The 15905-nt window shown below is 54.8% G+C and carries 17 protein-coding genes and 1 pseudogene; 7 read left to right on the forward strand and 11 right to left on the reverse strand.

All coding sequences use genetic code 11. The features are described from left to right. Positions 1–23 precede the first annotated feature (23 nt). Together LAO76_07575 and LAO76_07580 are read left to right on the forward strand one after the other, a co-directional pair. Entirely contained in the window at positions 24–2231 is a 2208-nt protein-coding gene (locus tag LAO76_07575) for a multicopper oxidase domain-containing protein (protein ID MBZ5490776.1), read from the forward strand. A 100-nt stretch (positions 2232–2331) separates the two neighbouring features. Continuing rightward, entirely contained in the window at positions 2332–3324 is a 993-nt protein-coding gene (locus LAO76_07580; GenBank protein ID MBZ5490777.1) for an SCO family protein, read from the forward strand. Positions 3325–3593: 269 nt separating this feature from the next. Here the strand turns inward: LAO76_07580 and LAO76_07585 are convergent, their stop codons facing one another. From LAO76_07585 to LAO76_07600, 4 genes are all read right to left on the reverse strand, one after another. Further along, positions 3594–4721 carry a hypothetical protein gene (locus tag LAO76_07585; protein MBZ5490778.1) on the reverse strand — a complete coding sequence of 376 codons (1128 nt, stop codon included), beginning with the start codon at positions 4719–4721 and terminating at the stop codon, positions 3594–3596. Positions 4722–4821: 100 nt separating this feature from the next. Further along, positions 4822–5247, reverse strand: a complete 426-nt coding sequence (locus LAO76_07590; protein MBZ5490779.1) for a hypothetical protein — start codon at positions 5245–5247, stop codon at positions 4822–4824. 18 nt (positions 5248–5265) lie between these two features. Continuing rightward, entirely contained in the window at positions 5266–5646 is a 381-nt protein-coding gene (locus LAO76_07595) for a response regulator (GenBank protein MBZ5490780.1), read from the reverse strand. 65 nt (positions 5647–5711) lie between these two features. Further along, positions 5712–6119, reverse strand: coding sequence for a response regulator (locus tag LAO76_07600; protein MBZ5490781.1), 408 nt, complete (start codon positions 6117–6119; stop codon positions 5712–5714). Positions 6120–6447: 328 nt separating this feature from the next. On the opposite strand from LAO76_07600, the gene LAO76_07605 reads away from it, so the two are divergent. Then, entirely contained in the window at positions 6448–7068 is a 621-nt protein-coding gene (locus tag LAO76_07605; protein MBZ5490782.1) for a hypothetical protein, read from the forward strand. Between the two features lie 60 nt (positions 7069–7128). Here the strand turns inward: LAO76_07605 and LAO76_07610 are convergent, their stop codons facing one another. Both LAO76_07610 and LAO76_07615 read right to left on the reverse strand, forming a co-directional pair. After that, positions 7129–7497, reverse strand: a complete 369-nt coding sequence (locus tag LAO76_07610) for a hypothetical protein (GenBank protein MBZ5490783.1) — start codon at positions 7495–7497, stop codon at positions 7129–7131. A 226-nt stretch (positions 7498–7723) separates the two neighbouring features. Beyond that, complete coding sequence (locus LAO76_07615) at positions 7724–8335, reverse strand: sigma-70 family RNA polymerase sigma factor (protein MBZ5490784.1); 612 nt, start codon at positions 8333–8335, stop codon at positions 7724–7726. Positions 8336–8754: 419 nt separating this feature from the next. Here LAO76_07615 and LAO76_07620 point away from each other — a divergent pair, with 419 nt between their 5' ends. Beyond that, positions 8755–9675, forward strand: coding sequence for an alpha/beta hydrolase (locus tag LAO76_07620; GenBank protein MBZ5490785.1), 921 nt, complete (start codon positions 8755–8757; stop codon positions 9673–9675). A gap of 66 nt (positions 9676–9741) precedes the next feature. Here LAO76_07620 and LAO76_07625 read toward each other — a convergent pair whose 3' ends face one another. From LAO76_07625 to LAO76_07640, 4 genes are all read right to left on the reverse strand, one after another. Next, entirely contained in the window at positions 9742–10080 is a 339-nt protein-coding gene (locus tag LAO76_07625) for a hypothetical protein (protein MBZ5490786.1), read from the reverse strand. Continuing rightward, entirely contained in the window at positions 10077–10868 is a 792-nt protein-coding gene (locus tag LAO76_07630; protein MBZ5490787.1) for a DUF899 domain-containing protein, read from the reverse strand. The genes LAO76_07625 and LAO76_07630 overlap by 4 nt, the downstream gene beginning before the upstream one ends. 69 nt (positions 10869–10937) lie before the next feature. Then, positions 10938–11312 carry a metalloregulator ArsR/SmtB family transcription factor gene (locus LAO76_07635; protein MBZ5490788.1) on the reverse strand — a complete coding sequence of 125 codons (375 nt, stop codon included), beginning with the start codon at positions 11310–11312 and terminating at the stop codon, positions 10938–10940. 14 nt (positions 11313–11326) lie between these two features. Beyond that, the gene (locus LAO76_07640; GenBank protein MBZ5490789.1) at positions 11327–11755 is read right to left on the reverse strand and encodes an SRPBCC domain-containing protein; all 429 of its coding nucleotides are present in this window, start codon (positions 11753–11755) and stop codon (positions 11327–11329) included. A 288-nt stretch (positions 11756–12043) separates the two neighbouring features. Here LAO76_07640 and eutC point away from each other — a divergent pair, with 288 nt between their 5' ends. Then, positions 12044–12820, forward strand: a complete 777-nt coding sequence (eutC, locus tag LAO76_07645) for an ethanolamine ammonia-lyase subunit EutC (protein ID MBZ5490790.1) — start codon at positions 12044–12046, stop codon at positions 12818–12820. 921 nt (positions 12821–13741) lie between these two features. Here the strand turns inward: eutC and LAO76_07650 are convergent. After that, positions 13742–14548, reverse strand: a pseudogene (locus LAO76_07650) (ethanolamine ammonia-lyase subunit EutB). Positions 14549–14767: 219 nt separating this feature from the next. On the opposite strand from LAO76_07650, the gene LAO76_07655 reads away from it, so the two are divergent. Continuing rightward, positions 14768–15121, forward strand: coding sequence for a hypothetical protein (locus tag LAO76_07655; GenBank protein MBZ5490791.1), 354 nt, complete (start codon positions 14768–14770; stop codon positions 15119–15121). A 41-nt stretch (positions 15122–15162) separates the two neighbouring features. Further along, positions 15163–15900, forward strand: coding sequence for a uracil-DNA glycosylase (locus LAO76_07660; GenBank protein ID MBZ5490792.1), 738 nt, complete (start codon positions 15163–15165; stop codon positions 15898–15900). Positions 15901–15905: the final 5 nt, after the last annotated feature.

Here is a 15905-nt window from a genome sequence, read left to right on the forward strand (position 1 = left end):
AACGACTTTTAGGAGCGCAAACCATGAGTTTTATTTATCTACCTGAAAAAGCGTCTAAAGCGCGTCTGCGAGAAGCAGAAAACGCGCGCAAAAACCGCGCAGAAATTGTGCGCGCATATTCTCAAGGCAAGGTTTCACGCCGCGATCTCATCAAATGGGGGCTCATCACAACCGGCGGTCTTCTGGCACCGATCCACGGACTGAATCCATTCGTGCAAAGCGCTTACGCAGACGGCGGTAGCAGCATACCGACCGGCGCACCGCCAAGCCCGCTCTTCGGCGTTCAGGCCTTCACGCAACCCATGCCCCGTTTTGACGTGCTGCCGCGCAATCCACTCACATCTCTCAACCCTGCGCCGCAGGCTGAATCCAACCAGACGCAACAAGCAGTGCCAGATAGTTTGGGCGGCGGCTTCGGCCCGATTGAAGGCCGTCCTCCTGGACCAATCTGGGCCCACCAGCAGTTCACTCAACTTCCGCCTCAAGTAGCTATTTCCGCCACCATGGAGGGAGCCAAGGTCAACACTGTTTACAATCCCGGCGTTGCTTCGACTTTCAATTCCGGCATCGATCCGACCACTCCGTTCAATCCACGCTTCCACCCAAATCTGCCGGACCAGGGACCGCTGTCTTTCTGGACTTACAACGGAACTTTTCCTCCCAAGCTTATGCAGGTGCGGTACGGCGGCGATGCGGTGCTCTTCCGCTTGAGCAACAAACTTCCGCCGGACTTCACCCAGAATGGAGGTTTCGGCCGTATCAGCATTTCCACCCATGAGCATAACGGCCACCATGGAGCGGAGAATGACGGCTTTACCGGCGCTTATTTCTTTCCCAACCAGTTTTACGACTACCACTATCCAATCGTTCTGGCGGGCCGCAACAGCGTAAATACCGATGCCACTGATCCTCGCGCCGGCGGTCCTTCTGACAGCGGTGGTATCAATAAGATCCCGGGCGACTGGCACGAGACCATGAGCACGCACTGGTTCCATGACCACATGTTCAGCTTCACTTCGCAGAACGTGTACAAGGGCATGGCCGGAATGTTCAACATCTACAGCGCGCTTGACCGTGGCAATGAGGAACTGAATGACGGCGTAAACCTGCGTTTGCCCAGCGGAACCGCCAAGTCCTGGGGCAATCAGGAGTATGACATCAACCTCATGCTGGCTGATAAGGCATGGGACCAGGACGGACAGCTCTTCTTCGATATTTTCGACTTTGACGGGTTCCTGGGCGATGCCATGACGGTGAACCTGGTTTATAAGCCGTTCTTCGAAGTAGAACGGCGCAAGTACCGCTTCCGCATCCTCAACGGCGCTGTTTCCCGCTTCTTCAAAGTGGCGTTGAGCGATGGCTCGCCGATGATCTTCATTGCCAATGATGGGAACCTGATGCCGAGTCCTGTAGTCCTCTCTCAGCTCGATGAGCAGGGGATTGCCGAGCGTTATGACATCGTCATCGACTTCTCTCGTTACAACATCGGCGACAAGGTCTGGATGGTGAACCTGTGCGAGCATCAAAACGGAAAGAAACCCGCAGATGACCTCACGATTGCTCAGGCCCTGTCGGGTCAATCGGCTGATCCTTGTGTCGGCAAATTCCTGGAATTCCGCATTGTGCGGAATCCTGCTACGCCTGACGTGAGCCAGGTTCCGGCCACAATGATTCCGAACCCCGATCTCTCGAACATCCCGGTCACAAGGGAACGTGTTTTCGAGTTCGGCAGCGGTGGAAACCAGACAACCAACGACCCTGTGTCCACGTTCTTTGGCCCCTGGGGCATCAAGACTGATAACCAGGGAGCCACGCTGAACGCGGACTATGGACGCATCTCCGCTGCGCCCAAGTTCGGCACGCGCGAGATCTGGACCCTACAGAACGGAGGTGGTGGTTGGGACCACCCGATCCACATCCATTTTGAAGAAGGCCAGATTCTGGCGCGGAACGGCAGTGCTTCAAACGTGCCCGCATGGGAGAAGGGCCGAAAGGACGTTTATCGACTGCGCCCGGGCGGCAGTGTCACTTTAACCATGCAGTTCCGCGATTTCGGCGGCATGTTCATGGAGCATTGCCACAACACTGTTCACGAAGACAATGCCATGCTCTTGCGCTGGGAAATTGATAATGCCGGCGGCGCGTTCCTGAAAGCGCTGCCAACGCCAATTCCCAAGCCGCAAGGAGTGACGTTTGAAGACCCGGATGACATTCTCCCAACGGCCTTCTAGGGCTGTCTCTTGGAGAAGGTGAGTGAGGGCCGGCGGTGTTTTAATTAGTTCTCCGCCGACCCTCGCTGAAATGCGATGTCCAAAGGAAAGGAAGTTCATCATGCGACGGATAGGTCCATTAGGTGTTTCGCTGCTTGCTGCATTGTTTTTGCTTGCTGGCATCTTCGTCTCTCGTGCCGCGGCTGCGAATCGCTGGGGAGCTAACTATTTTCCCAACGTCCCCCTGACCACGCAGGACGGAAATACCGTTCACCTCTATGACGACTTACTCAAGGGCAAGACCGTTGTTGTAAGCCTGTTTTACAGCGAGTGTCAGGATTCGTGTCCGCTGGAAACAGCGCGTCTGGTGCAGGTGCAGAAGATGCTGGGCGACCATGTTGGCAAAGATGTGTTTTTCTATTCGATCAGCATTGACCCTGAGCATGACACTCCGGCTGTGCTCAAAGCCTATGCTGAGAAATTTCACGTTGGGCCTGGCTGGTTGTTTCTCACGGGCAAGAAGGCCGACATTGACCTGGTGGGCAGAAAGCTTGGTCTTGACGCTGACCCAACCCTCAACCGTGATGGCCATACCGTTGATCTGATGATCGGCAACGAGCCCACAGGACAATGGCTGCGCAACTCCGCCACAGACAATGCCCGTTTTCTTGCCACAAATATCTCTACCCTGATCGACGGCTGGAACCGGCACAAGCCTGAAGTTGCCGCCAAAAGCTACGCCCAGGCCCAACCGCTGGCCGTGACCGACAGAGGGCAATACCTGTTCGCCACGCGTTGTGCGCCGTGCCATACCATCGGCAATGGAGTGAAGATTGGTCCCGACCTGCAGGGAGTAACCAGCATGCGTGACCGCACATGGCTCTTGCGTTTCATCCAAAAGCCAGATGTGATGCTGACGGAAAAAGACCCGCTGGCCACAGCGCTCTTCAAGCAATACAAAGAAATACGAATGCCCAATGTCCGCCTGGGACCCGATGATACGGAAGCCCTGGTCAAGTATCTGGAGGGTCAAACCGCGAAGTCAGGTCACGTTGCGTCCACCACAAAGAGCGGGGAAAACGAGAAGGCTGAAAGAAAAGGCTTGGAAAACTGATCGCCATAAGTTGCGCCCTAACAATTTCTCCTTGGCTGCGCCTGCCCAATTTTAAGTGGAGAGGGTTTTCCCAAGAAAATTCCTCTCCCGGGCGGGATTCTTCAGGGGCTTGTCCTGTTTCGTAATTGATCCGTCTCGCCAAATGGCGGGCTTGTCGGGGGCCCCGATTTGCGCCGCGCGGCTTTAGGGATCGCCGACATCGCGCGTGATGGGAAAGGCAGAACATCACCGCGGAGACGCGGAGATCATCGAAAGCTGGACGCTGTCCCCTATCCCGCCTGCTGCGCTGCTCTATCAAACGCTGGCTTGGCTGCGGCTAGGAAGTAAAGCACTACCAGGCAGAAGGCGAGCCCGCCAATTACGCCGATGATTACAAAAGGCATCACGTTAGCGGCAAACGGAAAATCCGTCTGCGCAGATCGCATCCAGGGAAACATGGATTGTTCTAGCTGGATAAACCTTGCGATGCGGGCACTTCTCCCCGGAGCCAGGTAAAAGACCGCAACGTTCAGGAGACTAAAGATGTAGTAGCCCATGCCCACGAGCCGGCCGGCAGGTTTCATTTGCAGAAGAGCGATTCCTACGTAGATATGCACCCCCGCAAACAGCAGGAAGTAGAGTGTGGCCGGCCATCCGGTCAATACGGCAGTGAACACAATGGCAGGCGCGTGGAGCAGAATGCTAAAAGGAATAAAGAAGCAGCCGACTAAAAATAACCACGCGATGATGGAAATGCTGAGCGGACGCGTTGGGCGTTGTTGGGCCGTGATGGGCGGAGTGGGAACTGGCGCGACATCCGCCGGATTCGCGACCTCCGTTGAAGTGCTCAGAGAAGGTGGAGGCGGCGTTGCGGAGTGAGGCATGTCAATGGCGTACGGCGCAGCTCCCTGTCCTATGGATGGGTAGGGAAATGGCTGCGGCTGGAATTGCGCTTTTACGCTGGCGCGATTGAAAAAGACCATCCACCAGATGCCGGTGCCGATTTGCGCCAGAGAGAATGCGGCCGTGACCGCTCCAATGATGGTGAACATTTTTGGGTCCACGCCATTGCCGGGAGGCGGTTTGAGAAAGAAGACCATGGACGTGAGGATTCCAAACGCGCCAAACACGATGAGAAGAATGGAGATCACAATGGTGGAAATACGCGCCCAGTTTTTGAGCTGTAGCAGGCCGACCGAGGTAATGATTCCCCAGACAGCGGGCAGCGCATAAAAAAGCGGCAGCACGACCCTCATGGCTGTGAAGTACATGCGCGGGAATCGGGGATCGTTCGAGGGTGGAGTGGCCATAATCATGGCAAACGCCATAAGCGCGGCCAAACCCAGAAACAGAGCAGAGCCAATGATCTGCAAAATGGCGATTACGGTGATCCCGGCAGAGCGGTTCTTTTCAGGCACAAGGTCCTCTGTGAGTTGGAAATTGGTAACGATTGTACCCCGAAGGCGCAAAAATCGGGTGATCTGGCGATTCGCAGATCGGTCGATTCGCAAAAGATTTCTAGTGAATGGAGGTCCCAGGTTCGGAGGAAGTTTTAGATGGGCCTGCTTGCTGGCCGCTCAACGAGGTATTTACGACGTGATCAGGGTTACTGGCAGCATCAAAGATTTGCGTTACCCCGTTGTTAATAGCGGCTTGCAGGGTAAGCACGCTGGTTTCCGGCGTGAGCACTCCGACAAAAGCCTTGGGGAAAATAAGATGAACGACGCCAGCCAGCGGCCAGCCGTCACCGCCTTCAGCCAGCCGGGAAGAGATCACGGCAACATCAAAGAAATGCTGCGTAAGCGCCAGCAGCGCGGTTGGGAGGTCACGGGCCAGAATGGCAACGTATCCTTTGCCGACAAAGGAGCTCTGAAAAGCCGAAAGCACACTCATGTCCGAATGGACAATCAGCGCTGTCTTCGTCGTTTTAATCGGCTCACTCATTGCTTTTCATTTCCCAAATTACTCTCGGAACGCCATCAATCGCCGGACGGCGCGTTTCAGTTCGTCCAGGTCCACCGGCTTGGTCGCCAGATAATCCACTTTCATCTGCAGGGCGGCCGCGGAATTGTCCACGCTGGCGTACCCGGTACAGAGCACCACTGCAGGCTTGGGATGCAATTGCAGCGCCGCGCGCGCAACTTCCAGCCCAATGTTTTCTCTCTCCATGTTGAGATCGGTGATCACCGCGTCAAATTGGTGCCCGTTCTCCAGAATTCTGAGTGCGCTGGCGCAACTGTTTGCGGTGCGCACAGCGTAGCCATCGCGCTCAAAGACCATCTGCAACGTGAGCGCCACATTAGTTTCGTCGTCGACTATGAGGAGAGAGGGCTGCCGAGCCATAAAGAGATAAACTTTTGGAATCGTTAAATGTAATTGTACTCCTCTGGATGCCTGAAATTCCCGATCTATCTCTGCTTGGAAGCCTGCAGCCGATGGCTTCTGCTGGCGCAATTGCGTGCGAGCAGCAGCCGGACGACTTTTCTGATCTCCTCAACTTCCAGCGGTTTAAAGCCGCAATAATCCACGCGCAGGGCCAGAGCAGCGCGCAAGCGCTCAACGTTGGGATATGAGAGATAAACAAAAATTGCCGGGTGATAATCCAGAGACTTGGCTTCACGGGCCAGCCGAAGTCCCAGAGCTTCTGCTTCCAGATCGAGCTCTGTAATCAGAATGTCCCAGCTCTCGTTTTGCAGCAAGGCAGTTGCGGCGGAATAGGAGGTTGCGGTACTTACGGAGTAGCCATCCCGTTCAAGAATCATCTTGAGCGTTACGATCACGCTCAGCTCGGGATCAACTAGCAGAACAGACGGCATCCGCACTCAATGTTACGTGATTTGTGAGCGATATTCACTGACTAGGATGAGTCCGGCAGGTTACGAGTTGCGTTCCCCTGAAACCCGAAAGTGAATCACCTTCCGTGACGCAGGAGCACTCAATATCCAGCGCTGCAGCTGGCCCAAATCAGCCATTCCGTCTGGCTGAAAACCACCACCTTGTGATTGCGCGGTCAGGAGAGGCAATAAAATCAGCAGTTAATGCCACCGCCAGTTGGCCCATGAAGTGCATTTATATACTGCCCAAATTCATTTAGCTTGATTGTGTTCACGGGTTGGCAAGAACTATTCCTGTTCGGAGGCGAACTTGAGAGCATCGCAATGTTCCAGCGGCATTTTTAAAAACAATCGTCCTGTCGGTTCGATGAAATTGTTCGTCGCGGCTTTCGCACTTGGCGTGGCGGCGCTTTCCGCCAACGCCCAGCACAAGGTCGCGAGCCCCTATCAGGGAGAAGGTGACGGTGTCAGCGTCGGCGGTAATTGGGTCGAGTTTCGTTCTGAAGACAAGATGACCGGGCACAGGACGGTCCGCTTTGAACTTCAAGCCGATAATTACCTGAGCCTCAGCCCTGACTACAAGCCGCGGATTGAAATGGTCTGCACCAATCGCAAGTACGAATACGCCGACTTCAATCCGGGCATGCGTCTAGGTCCGCCGAACCGTCCCGGCATTTGGGGCCAGCCGCAGATTGAAGTGATGGTCCGCATTGATGACACGCACCACTATCACGGATGGAACTGGATTCGCGGCCGCTTTCTTTCCATGGACAAAGGCACCACGCGCCAGGTATTGGGCGCTCACATCTTCAAGGTGCAAATTCCTGGACCGCGAGGCCCGGAGATTGCGGAGTTCTCTCCCGCTGGTCTTGATCTGGCGCGAGTCAGGGAGGATTGTGATCTGAAGCCAAAGAAGCCAAGCAAGGACTGAGCCGCAGCATCACGATTTTCAGAGAGAAGCGGCTTCAGAAAGAAAGGAGCAGCGTTTTGCTCACACGGCGATGCCTGTGCGGCCATTCCCATTCATCAGTCGCTCGATAGCGCGGACGAGTTCCTCTGGTGAGTCATTCACGTGAATGTGGGAGTCTGGATGCAGGCTGGCCATCACCTGGCCGTCTTCAATCAGGATTACAGGTAAGAGAAAGTCTCCCTTGATGCAGCGCACAAATTCAGCCCGTTCGATCAGGGTAAAAGCGTGACCAACAATGGCCACGTCGAACCGCTGGTTTCCGCACAGCCGGAAAACATCTTCCAGGCAGATGGCGGACGTCACGTCAAAGCCCGCCGTGCGAAGAGCTGCGTTTCTGGCGCTCACCAAATCGCCGAGTCCGATTGAGAGAATATTACCCGATGTGCTCATACCAAATGCCTAAGGCCCCAACATTTGACTCCAAGGTTACTACCGCACGCGATAAATTGTCTGTCCGCTTTGGTACACAAGCATTTTTTGGGTCATTGCCGGGTCTAAGGCCCAAAAGGCAGCGAAACTGGTAAAACTTGAGGGCAATGAAAAGCTCGCCGTGCAGGCAATTTGCCTTCGGGCGAGCCACGGTGTTTTAGATTCCTGTTGAGCGCTGGCGTGGCTGCTATGCGGCTACGGCCATCTCTGGTTCTTCAATGTTGATGGTTTTCTCCCTGCCGGCCCGTGGCAACATAGTCCGCAATTTCATGCGCGCCTTATGGAGTTGCGACTTGCTGTTTCCTATCGAGCAACCCAGCATTTCCGCAATCTCATTGTGCTCATAGCCTTCCACGTCATGCAGAATGAAAATAATGCGATAACCGGGAGCAAGGCTGGAAATCGCGTTTTCCAGGGTCATGCGGTCAACTGAGCCATGAAGCGAGTCATCCCGTTTGCCAATGTCTTTTCTGGGACCATCTTCAGACTGCGGATCTAAAGTCTCTTCCAGTGAAACCTCTGGAAGCCCCTTCTTGCGCCAGTGCATCAGGATGATATTTACTGAGAGACGGTGCAGCCATGTTGAGAAAGCCGACTCGCCGCGGAACGACGCGATCTTGCGATAGAGCTGAAGGAACGCTTCCTGCGTAAAGTCTTCCGCCTGGGCGTAATTGTTGGTCATGCGCAGGCACAGTGAAAAGACACGGCGCTTATGATGTGTGTAAAGGGCCTCAAAACAAGCCGCATCGCCCGCCTGCGCTTTGCGGATGACTTCAGCTTCTGTCATGCCGGCAAACATCACAGCCGTCTTTTTGGGCCTGGTTTCATTCTTTTGAGCAACCAGAGTTGGTTGAGGCAACGCTTGTCCGGATTTTTTAAGCAACAGTTGGGGCAATGTGTCTCTTTTCTCGGAACGTTTCTAGCAGCGTAGTTGAGTATGATGCTGGCTAAGTAGCTGGTGTTGCTTGGGAACACATCGTGGTGGTCAAAGCGCATAAGGCAGCCGATCTTCATTGGCGTTTAGCTAAGCAGCAGCGACTTGCCATTCTTGGGCAGCATTTGCCTGCTGCTGTTTGGCGCATCATGGCGTATTGGATCAAGCCCAACGAGCCGCTTCCGGGCACGGAGCTTGGGGCTGTATCTGGTCGCGCGAGTTAACCGCGGTTCAGAATGATCGACGATCAGCCTCATCGGTACAATCCTTATCGAGGAGTCTCCATGAATAATGCTTCGGCCGTCCGCAGTCGTCTGGCTTTGATCGTTCTGCTATTTGTCGCTTCGCTTTCTTTTGCGCAGGCTGATGCAGCAAGCCCAAACATCGCATCACGCACCGCGAACGTTGACGGCGTGCAATTTCATTACATGACTGCAGGCAAAGGCCCGGCAGTTGTCCTGATCCATGGCTACGCGGAAACTTCATTGATGTGGAAGCCACTCATTCCGCTGCTGGCGGCCCGCTTTACCGTGATTGCTCCCGACCTTCCGGGAATCGGTGATTCTTCCATTCCTGCCGGCGGCATGGACATGAAGACCGCGGCCACCCGCGTTCATGCGCTGGTCCGTTCGCTTGGCGTGCAACAAGCTGAGATTGTGGGCCACGACATCGGCTTGATGGTGGCGTACGCTTATGCCGCGCAATTTCCTGCCGAAGTCACCAAGCTGGCGGTGATGGACGCTTTTCTTCCCGGCGTCGCTGGATGGGAAGACGTGTACAACAATCCCGGGATATGGCATTTCCGCTTCAACGGATATACACCGGAGCTTCTGGTAAAAGGCCGTGAGCGCACATACTTTGAGCACTACTGGAATGACTTTGCCGCGGACAAAACCCATTCCATCCCTGAAGCGGAGCGCAGAACTTACACCGCTGCCTATTCCAGACCGGGACGCATGCGCGCAGGATGGGCCTACTTCGTTTCCTTCCCGCAGGCCGCCAAAGATTTTGCCGAACTCGCAAAAACCAAATTGCCAATGCCTGTGCTCTCCATCGGCGGCGAGAAGGCCAACGGCGTTATGCTGGGCAATCAGATGAAGCTGGTTTCCAGCGATGCAACTGTCATCGTCCTGAAAAATACCGGCCACTGGTTGATGGAAGAAAATCCAAAAGAGACGATGGATGCGCTGGTGAAGTTCTTATAAGACGTTATTATTTCGCGCTAGTGACTGGAAGAAAGATCAGGGCGCCTTGTTGGACGCCCTGATTTCTTAGTGGAGACGATGGCCTGACAGCAGTCGCTGTATCGGCATTGCGCGAAAGCTGCTGACCAGCGCTGCAACCAGCGCGGCCACACATATTGCAGCCAGCGTCCATCGCAAGATTGAGGCGGACGCAACAGAAACAGACACTCCCGTCCCCAGCGCAATGTACGCGGCGAAACACGCAGGACACTTTGGCAGTAACGCCAAAATAAACGTCGGCACTGAAAACTTTGCCAGCGTAAACCCGCGTTGTTTAGCGGACGACGGATGGGCTTTGCCATCCGCCGCCTTGTTATCGCTATTGCGTGCCGGGCTTATTACGGTTGAGCAGCAAGTGGATTTCATTTGTGACTCTCATTCCCGCAACAGGATGCAGCTCCTTTCTGCGCCGCCGCCCCTGCCTCAGGATAGCGATCATGATGGCGGACCCACGACATCGTAAAGTCCAGGCCGTCTTCGTCGCGTCCCTTGGGTGCCATATCAAGGAAGTTGTAGGCTCCGAGCAAAATGTCCAGACCGCGTCCGTAAGTTGAGTATGTGTGAAATAAATTCCCAGAGGCATTCTTGTAAAACACGCTGACGCCCGGAGCTTCTTCACGGGGGAAGTCCTGAATCTGGTAGTTGTAATACGTCTTGTGCTGCGCGATGTCGTCCTGGGTGAATGAAACGTTGTAGTCAAAGTTAAAGTCATTCCCAAAAGACGATACCCACTTGAAGCGCCAGCCCATGCGCTTTTTGAAGGCCTCAATCTGTGCGATGGGCGCTCGTGAAACCGCGACAAAACTTACGTCGCGATTCGCCAGGTGCACCAGGCTGCCTTCAAAGTGGTCGCCCAGGAAGGAGCAGCTCGGGCAGCCTTCTTCCCATCCCGGACCAAACATAAAATGGTAGATGATCAACTGGCTCTTGCCGCCGAAAAGGTCGGCCAGCGTCTCTTTGCCAGCGGGCCCTTCGAAAGCATAATTCTTTTCGACCTTCACCCACGGCAGTTCGCGGCGCAGCTGGCTTATCTGGTCGCGCTGCCGGGTAAATTCTTTTTCTTTGCGCAGCAGCTCCTTGCGGGCCGCGAGCCACTCCGCGCTGGAAACGATCTGGTGGTCTTCAATTGCATTCTTTACTGTCAGTTCTGCCATGATGCTTTCTCCTGAAATAATTTTGGTTAAGGGCCGGTGAGGCACGGGCCGCGTTGCAGGTTTGGCGGCCTAGTTCTTCTTTTTCTTCTTTGAACTAGTCCCGAGTTCAGTGTTTCCTTGTTCTGCCAGTTCCTTGATCCCCAGCAGGTGGCTTGACCATACTTCCTGAAAGGGGCTCACCCATCGCTCATAAATCTGGCGGATGGGAAAAACGTTCAGCGAGTTCACCCGTTGACGGCCCTCTTCCCGCGTGTGGACAAGCTCGGCTTCACGCAGCGCGTCCAGATGTTTCATTACCCCAAAGCGGGTGAGGTGCGGGAACGCGTCCACAATCTCAGTGGTGGTGAGCGGTCGGTCGCGCAGCAGATCGAGAATCGATCGCCGCGTAGGATCCGCTAATGCCTTCCACACTGGATCAAGCTTGTCCTGGGGGCCTGGAGCGATTCTGGGCACGTGGTTTACTCAGCGTCCTTTTTTAATTCAGCCAGCATGTGGCCCCAGCCAGTGCTCACGCCCTTGCGGTGCTCGGGATCGATCATGCCGAGCGCGCGGTGCCGTAGCGTGACCTGGCTGCCGCCCGCGGTTTTATCAACCTTGATTTCAATGTGATTGTTGGCCGGATATGACATGAACATTGGGCCGCTCAGCTCCAGCAAGCTGGGAGGCTTGATGACCTGGACAAAGCCCCAGAGGTGTCCAATGCCATTGCCTCTGTCGCGATACCAGCGTCCGCCGGGCTTGGCTTCTATCTGCAATTCCAGTGATTCCCCATTGGGCCGCGTGTTCTTCTTCCCGAACCGTTCCAGCACCGCGGCAAATACTTTGTCGGGTGCTGCCTTAATGTCAATGCGCTGCTCAACGTCGAGTGTCAAATCTTCTATCTTCATACTTCTTATCTCCTCAATATTTATTATGTGAGTAGATAGTAACGTAACTAAAAAGTCACGTCAAGAGCTTGAAGAGTTTATTTTTTGGCTGAAAGGAGCTCAGGATTGATCAGGAATTAGGAAGATGAGCGCGGCTTCATGAGCAAGAGGTTCATGCGCTTAGGTTATGAACTGGGGTTCACTGAACAAAGCTCGTTGATGTCCTGGTCCTCTAGGAAGCATTTCGGCGCACTGTGCCGGACGATGTGTGAGCATGGCGCGAATGAATTCAAATACACTGGGAATCGTATGGCCGATGACGACAATTCTGGTCTTAGTGCATGGCCGAATCTGATTGAGAAGGTCCGCGCACGCACGCCGGCTCGCGTCCTTGCGGGCCGCACGGGAGCGGCGTATCGCACCGCCACGCAGTTACAGTTGCGCCAGGACCATGCCGCGGCGCGCGATGCCGTCCGCACAGAATTCGATCTCACGAGAGATCTGGGCGTCGAGTTTGTGGAGCGATGGAAGCTCTTCTGCGTTTCGACCATGGCGGCTTCTAAGGACGAATATCTGCGGCGACCCGATCTTGGCCGTCGGCTGGATGCAAACGCGCGAAGTCAGTTGGCTGTGCACTGCGCCCTGAATGCCGATCTGCAGATAGTGATTGGCGATGGACTTTCCGTAACCGCAGTTTCCAGCCAGGTTCCACCGTTGCTTCCCCTGCTTACTGAAAAGGCGCGATCACGCGGATGGATACTGGGCCAGACATTCGCGGTCCAGTATTGCCGCGTCGGAGTGATGAATGATATAGGTGAGTTGCTTCACCCCAAAGTGGTGGTGTTGCTCATCGGTGAACGGCCCGGTCTGGCGACAGCAGAGAGCCTTTCTGCTTACATGGCATTCCAGCCGCGCGCAGGCCACAACGATTCTAATCGCAACCTGATCTCAAACATTCATTCCTGTGGCGTGAGCGGGGAAGCCGCTGCATCGCGGATCATCGACCTGGCAGAACAGATGATGCAACGGCAAACCAGCGGCGTGGAAATCAAGGAAGAATTGCCGAAAGCGAAATGGCTGAAGTGAGGACATTTGGTAATTTTGTAATTTTGGTAAATGAGTAAATTGAATTTCAACTCGCAAGGGCACTAGGCAATCAGGATTTTAGGTTTCGACCCTCCGGACCATTTACACTACGAAGCACCGGCCCGCTGCAATAATTCAATTACCCATTTACCAAATTCATTTCATCGCCTTCTCCAGTCCCGCTGCGAGCTGCTTCCTTGCGCCTGCCTCAATCCTCGCTGGCTCGCCTCCTTTATATAAGCCCATTTCATGGAGCCATGCCAGGAACTCCGGCGCGGGTCGCAGATTGAACAAGCGACGGACGGCCAGCGCGTCATGAAAGCTGGTGGATTGATAATTCAACATCACATCATCGGAGCAGGGAACGCCCATAAAGTAATTGCAGCCGGCGGCGGTGAGCAGCATGAGCAGGTTGTCGGCTGAGTTCTGGTCGGCTGCGGCGTGATTGGTATAGCAGACATCGCAACCCATGGGCAGGCCAAGCAGTTTGCCCATGAAATGGTCTTCCAGTCCGGCACGAACGATCTGTCGCTCGTCATAAAGATATTCCGGCCCAATAAAACCAACCACGCAATTGACCAGAAACGGCTCAAAAACGCGGGCCACACCATAGGCGCGCGCTTCCAAGGTAAGCTGATCGACGCCGTGATGTGCGTCAGCAGAAAGCGCGCTGCCCTGGCCGGTTTCGAAATACATTATGTTCAGTTCTGCGGGGCTTTTCACCGTGGAGCCGCGGAGACGCGGAGGATTTTGGGAAGGGTTTTCGTTCTTGAAATGAGATCCATCGCCGGTTGAAGCTCTTCTATCGTCGACACCACCCTGCATTGTCGCTGCTTCATCGAGACGCAACGTTTCTACCGCCTGTCGACCCTCTTCGTTTTTCTCCGTGTCTCCGTGCCTCCGTGGTGAGACGTTGTGTTTATGACTTTCCAGAACGCGCTCGCGTCCTTCACGCAACATGCTCAGAGTTATGCCAAAACTTTCATTGGCTTTTTGCGTTCCCGCAACGGACTGGAACAGCAAGTCCAGCGGCGCTCCGCGCTCCATGGCCTTGAGCTGGGTTGAGATGTGGGCCAGGCAGCAACTTTGTGTAGGAATGCTGTAAGCATCAATTAGCCGCTGCAGAGCATGCAGAATCGCGCTGACGCTCTCTATTGCATCGGTCGCGGGATTCACGCCAATCACGGCATCGCCACAGCCATAGAGCAGGCCGTCAAATGCGGAGAGCAGGATTCCCGCCGCATCGTCCGCAGGATGGTTGGGTTGCAAGCGAATTCCCAGGACGCCGCGCTGGCCCATAGTGTTACGGCATTGGGTGATGACGCGAATTTTGTTCGCAGCCAGCACCAGGTCTTTATTGCTCATCAGCTTGGTTACGGCGGCGGCAATTTCCGGCGTAATGGCCCAGTGCAATGCCTTGAGCGCAGCTTCGTCGGTTTCGTCGCTCAGGATGAACTCGCGAAATTCGCCGACCGTCATGCTCTTGATGGTCGAGAAACTCTCATGATCATGGGTTTCCAGAATCAGTCGTGTGACATCATCGTGCTCGGGCGGGATGAGCGGGTTGGCGAGAATTTCCTGAAGCGGCACATCGGCCAGCGCAAACTTGGCGGCCACGCGCTCCTGTTCAGATTCGGCCGCCAATCCGGCCAATTGGTCGCCGGACTTTTCCTCATTGGCCTTCGCAAAAAGGTCGGCCAGGCTGCGGAATTGAAAGCTTTTGTGCATTTCCAGGCGATAGTCATTATCCGCCGAAAGGTTAAAGCGCAGCAATCGTACCTGAATGAGCTGTTATCGTGTTCAATAGTGCGGCGGTGCCAATTCGGCACAATTGCGTCTCTTCACAAAAATTAAGCCTTTTTTTACTTGCTTTCGCCCCTCTCAGGGACAATACTCCAGACAAACCTAGAACTAATTAAGGCAAGGGTAGGTCGACGGAACAAAACTATGCGTCCATCAGTCCTTTCTATTTCCGCAGAGAGGGTGTTGGCCCCCATCCGCAATGCCGTATTGGCGCATGCCGGATACGGGGTGATACCAGTCTCCACGGTCGATGCGGCACTAAAAATTCTTCGCATACGCCACGTGTGCGCTATTGTGATTGCCAATTCCGTGCCAGTACTGGAACGCCGCCGCGTCTGCTCAGAAGGGCACAACAAACGCATTCCTTCCGTGGTGCTTGATCCATACGACCAGAGAGACGAAGACGAATCTGAGCTCCACGTGAACCCGCTTGACGGTCCCGAAGCGTTCCTGGATGCGCTGGCCTCCCTGATGCAGCGCGACCATCGCCACGCCTGAGTTTTTACTCCGATAAACAGACGCTGATAAACTTTTAGCTAATGCCCCGCCGTCCCAGCCCAAGCACAACACTCGATTCCTCGACCACTGATCTTATTGCGCTCAATGAAGAAATCATTGCGTGCACACTCTGCCCGCGATTGATTGCGCATTGCCGCAAAGTGGGCGAGATCAAACGCCGCGCTTACCTTGATTGGGACTACTGGGCCAAACCAGTGCCCGGCTTTGGAGATCCCAACGCGCGCCTGCTGATTCTTGGCCTTGCGCCCGGGGCCCATGGATCAAACCGCACAGGCCGCCCTTTTACCGGCGATGGTTCCGGCACCTTTATGTATCCCATCCTGCACAAGGCGGGATTTGCCTCCCAGCCGACGGCTGTCCGTCGCGAAGATGGGCTTTACCTGATCGACGCTTACATTACGGCTGCTGTACGCTGTGCTCCGCCGGAGAACAAACCGTTGCCGGAAGAGATTGGGAATTGTGCTGCCTTTCTCGATCGCGAATTTGCCGCGCTGACGAACGTGAAAGTGGTGGTGGTACTGGGAAAGATCGCCTTTGATGCTTACCTGAATTACTTGAAGCGACGCGGTGAGCTGAAGTCGAAAAGCGGAATCCTCTTTGGTCACGGCGAGACTTACAAACTGCCGGACGGACGCACCCTGCTGTGCTCGTATCATCCTTCATTGCAAAACACCCTGACCGGCAAGCTGACGGAGAAGATGTTTCTGGACGTGTTCAGGAAGGCGAAGAAGCTCATTGCCGCAGATTTACGCAGATGATCGCC

Source organism: Terriglobia bacterium, from assembly GCA_020072645.1.
Classification (GTDB): domain Bacteria; phylum Acidobacteriota; class Terriglobia; order Terriglobales; family Acidobacteriaceae; genus Angelobacter.

What these genes read in the sequence shown, in the direction of transcription:
- LAO76_07575 (MBZ5490776.1), top strand. Translation starts at nt 24, where the DNA reads ATGAGTTTTATTTATCTACCTGAAAAAGCGTCTAAAGCGCGTCTGCGA.
- LAO76_07580 (MBZ5490777.1), top strand. Translation starts at nt 2,332, where the DNA reads ATGCGACGGATAGGTCCATTAGGTGTTTCGCTGCTTGCTGCATTGTTT.
- LAO76_07590 (MBZ5490779.1), bottom strand. Translation starts at nt 5,247, where the DNA reads ATGAGTGAGCCGATTAAAACGACGAAGACAGCGCTGATTGTCCATTCG.
- LAO76_07595 (MBZ5490780.1), bottom strand. Translation starts at nt 5,646, where the DNA reads ATGGCTCGGCAGCCCTCTCTCCTCATAGTCGACGACGAAACTAATGTG.
- LAO76_07600 (MBZ5490781.1), bottom strand. Translation starts at nt 6,119, where the DNA reads ATGCCGTCTGTTCTGCTAGTTGATCCCGAGCTGAGCGTGATCGTAACG.
- LAO76_07610 (MBZ5490783.1), bottom strand. Translation starts at nt 7,497, where the DNA reads ATGAGCACATCGGGTAATATTCTCTCAATCGGACTCGGCGATTTGGTG.
- LAO76_07615 (MBZ5490784.1), bottom strand. Translation starts at nt 8,335, where the DNA reads ATGTTTGCCGGCATGACAGAAGCTGAAGTCATCCGCAAAGCGCAGGCG.
- LAO76_07620 (MBZ5490785.1), top strand. Translation starts at nt 8,755, where the DNA reads ATGAATAATGCTTCGGCCGTCCGCAGTCGTCTGGCTTTGATCGTTCTG.
- LAO76_07625 (MBZ5490786.1), bottom strand. Translation starts at nt 10,080, where the DNA reads ATGAAATCCACTTGCTGCTCAACCGTAATAAGCCCGGCACGCAATAGC.
- LAO76_07630 (MBZ5490787.1), bottom strand. Translation starts at nt 10,868, where the DNA reads ATGGCAGAACTGACAGTAAAGAATGCAATTGAAGACCACCAGATCGTT.
- LAO76_07640 (MBZ5490789.1), bottom strand. Translation starts at nt 11,755, where the DNA reads ATGAAGATAGAAGATTTGACACTCGACGTTGAGCAGCGCATTGACATT.
- eutC (MBZ5490790.1), top strand. Translation starts at nt 12,044, where the DNA reads ATGGCCGATGACGACAATTCTGGTCTTAGTGCATGGCCGAATCTGATT.
- LAO76_07655 (MBZ5490791.1), top strand. Translation starts at nt 14,768, where the DNA reads ATGCGTCCATCAGTCCTTTCTATTTCCGCAGAGAGGGTGTTGGCCCCC.
- LAO76_07660 (MBZ5490792.1), top strand. Translation starts at nt 15,163, where the DNA reads ATGCCCCGCCGTCCCAGCCCAAGCACAACACTCGATTCCTCGACCACT.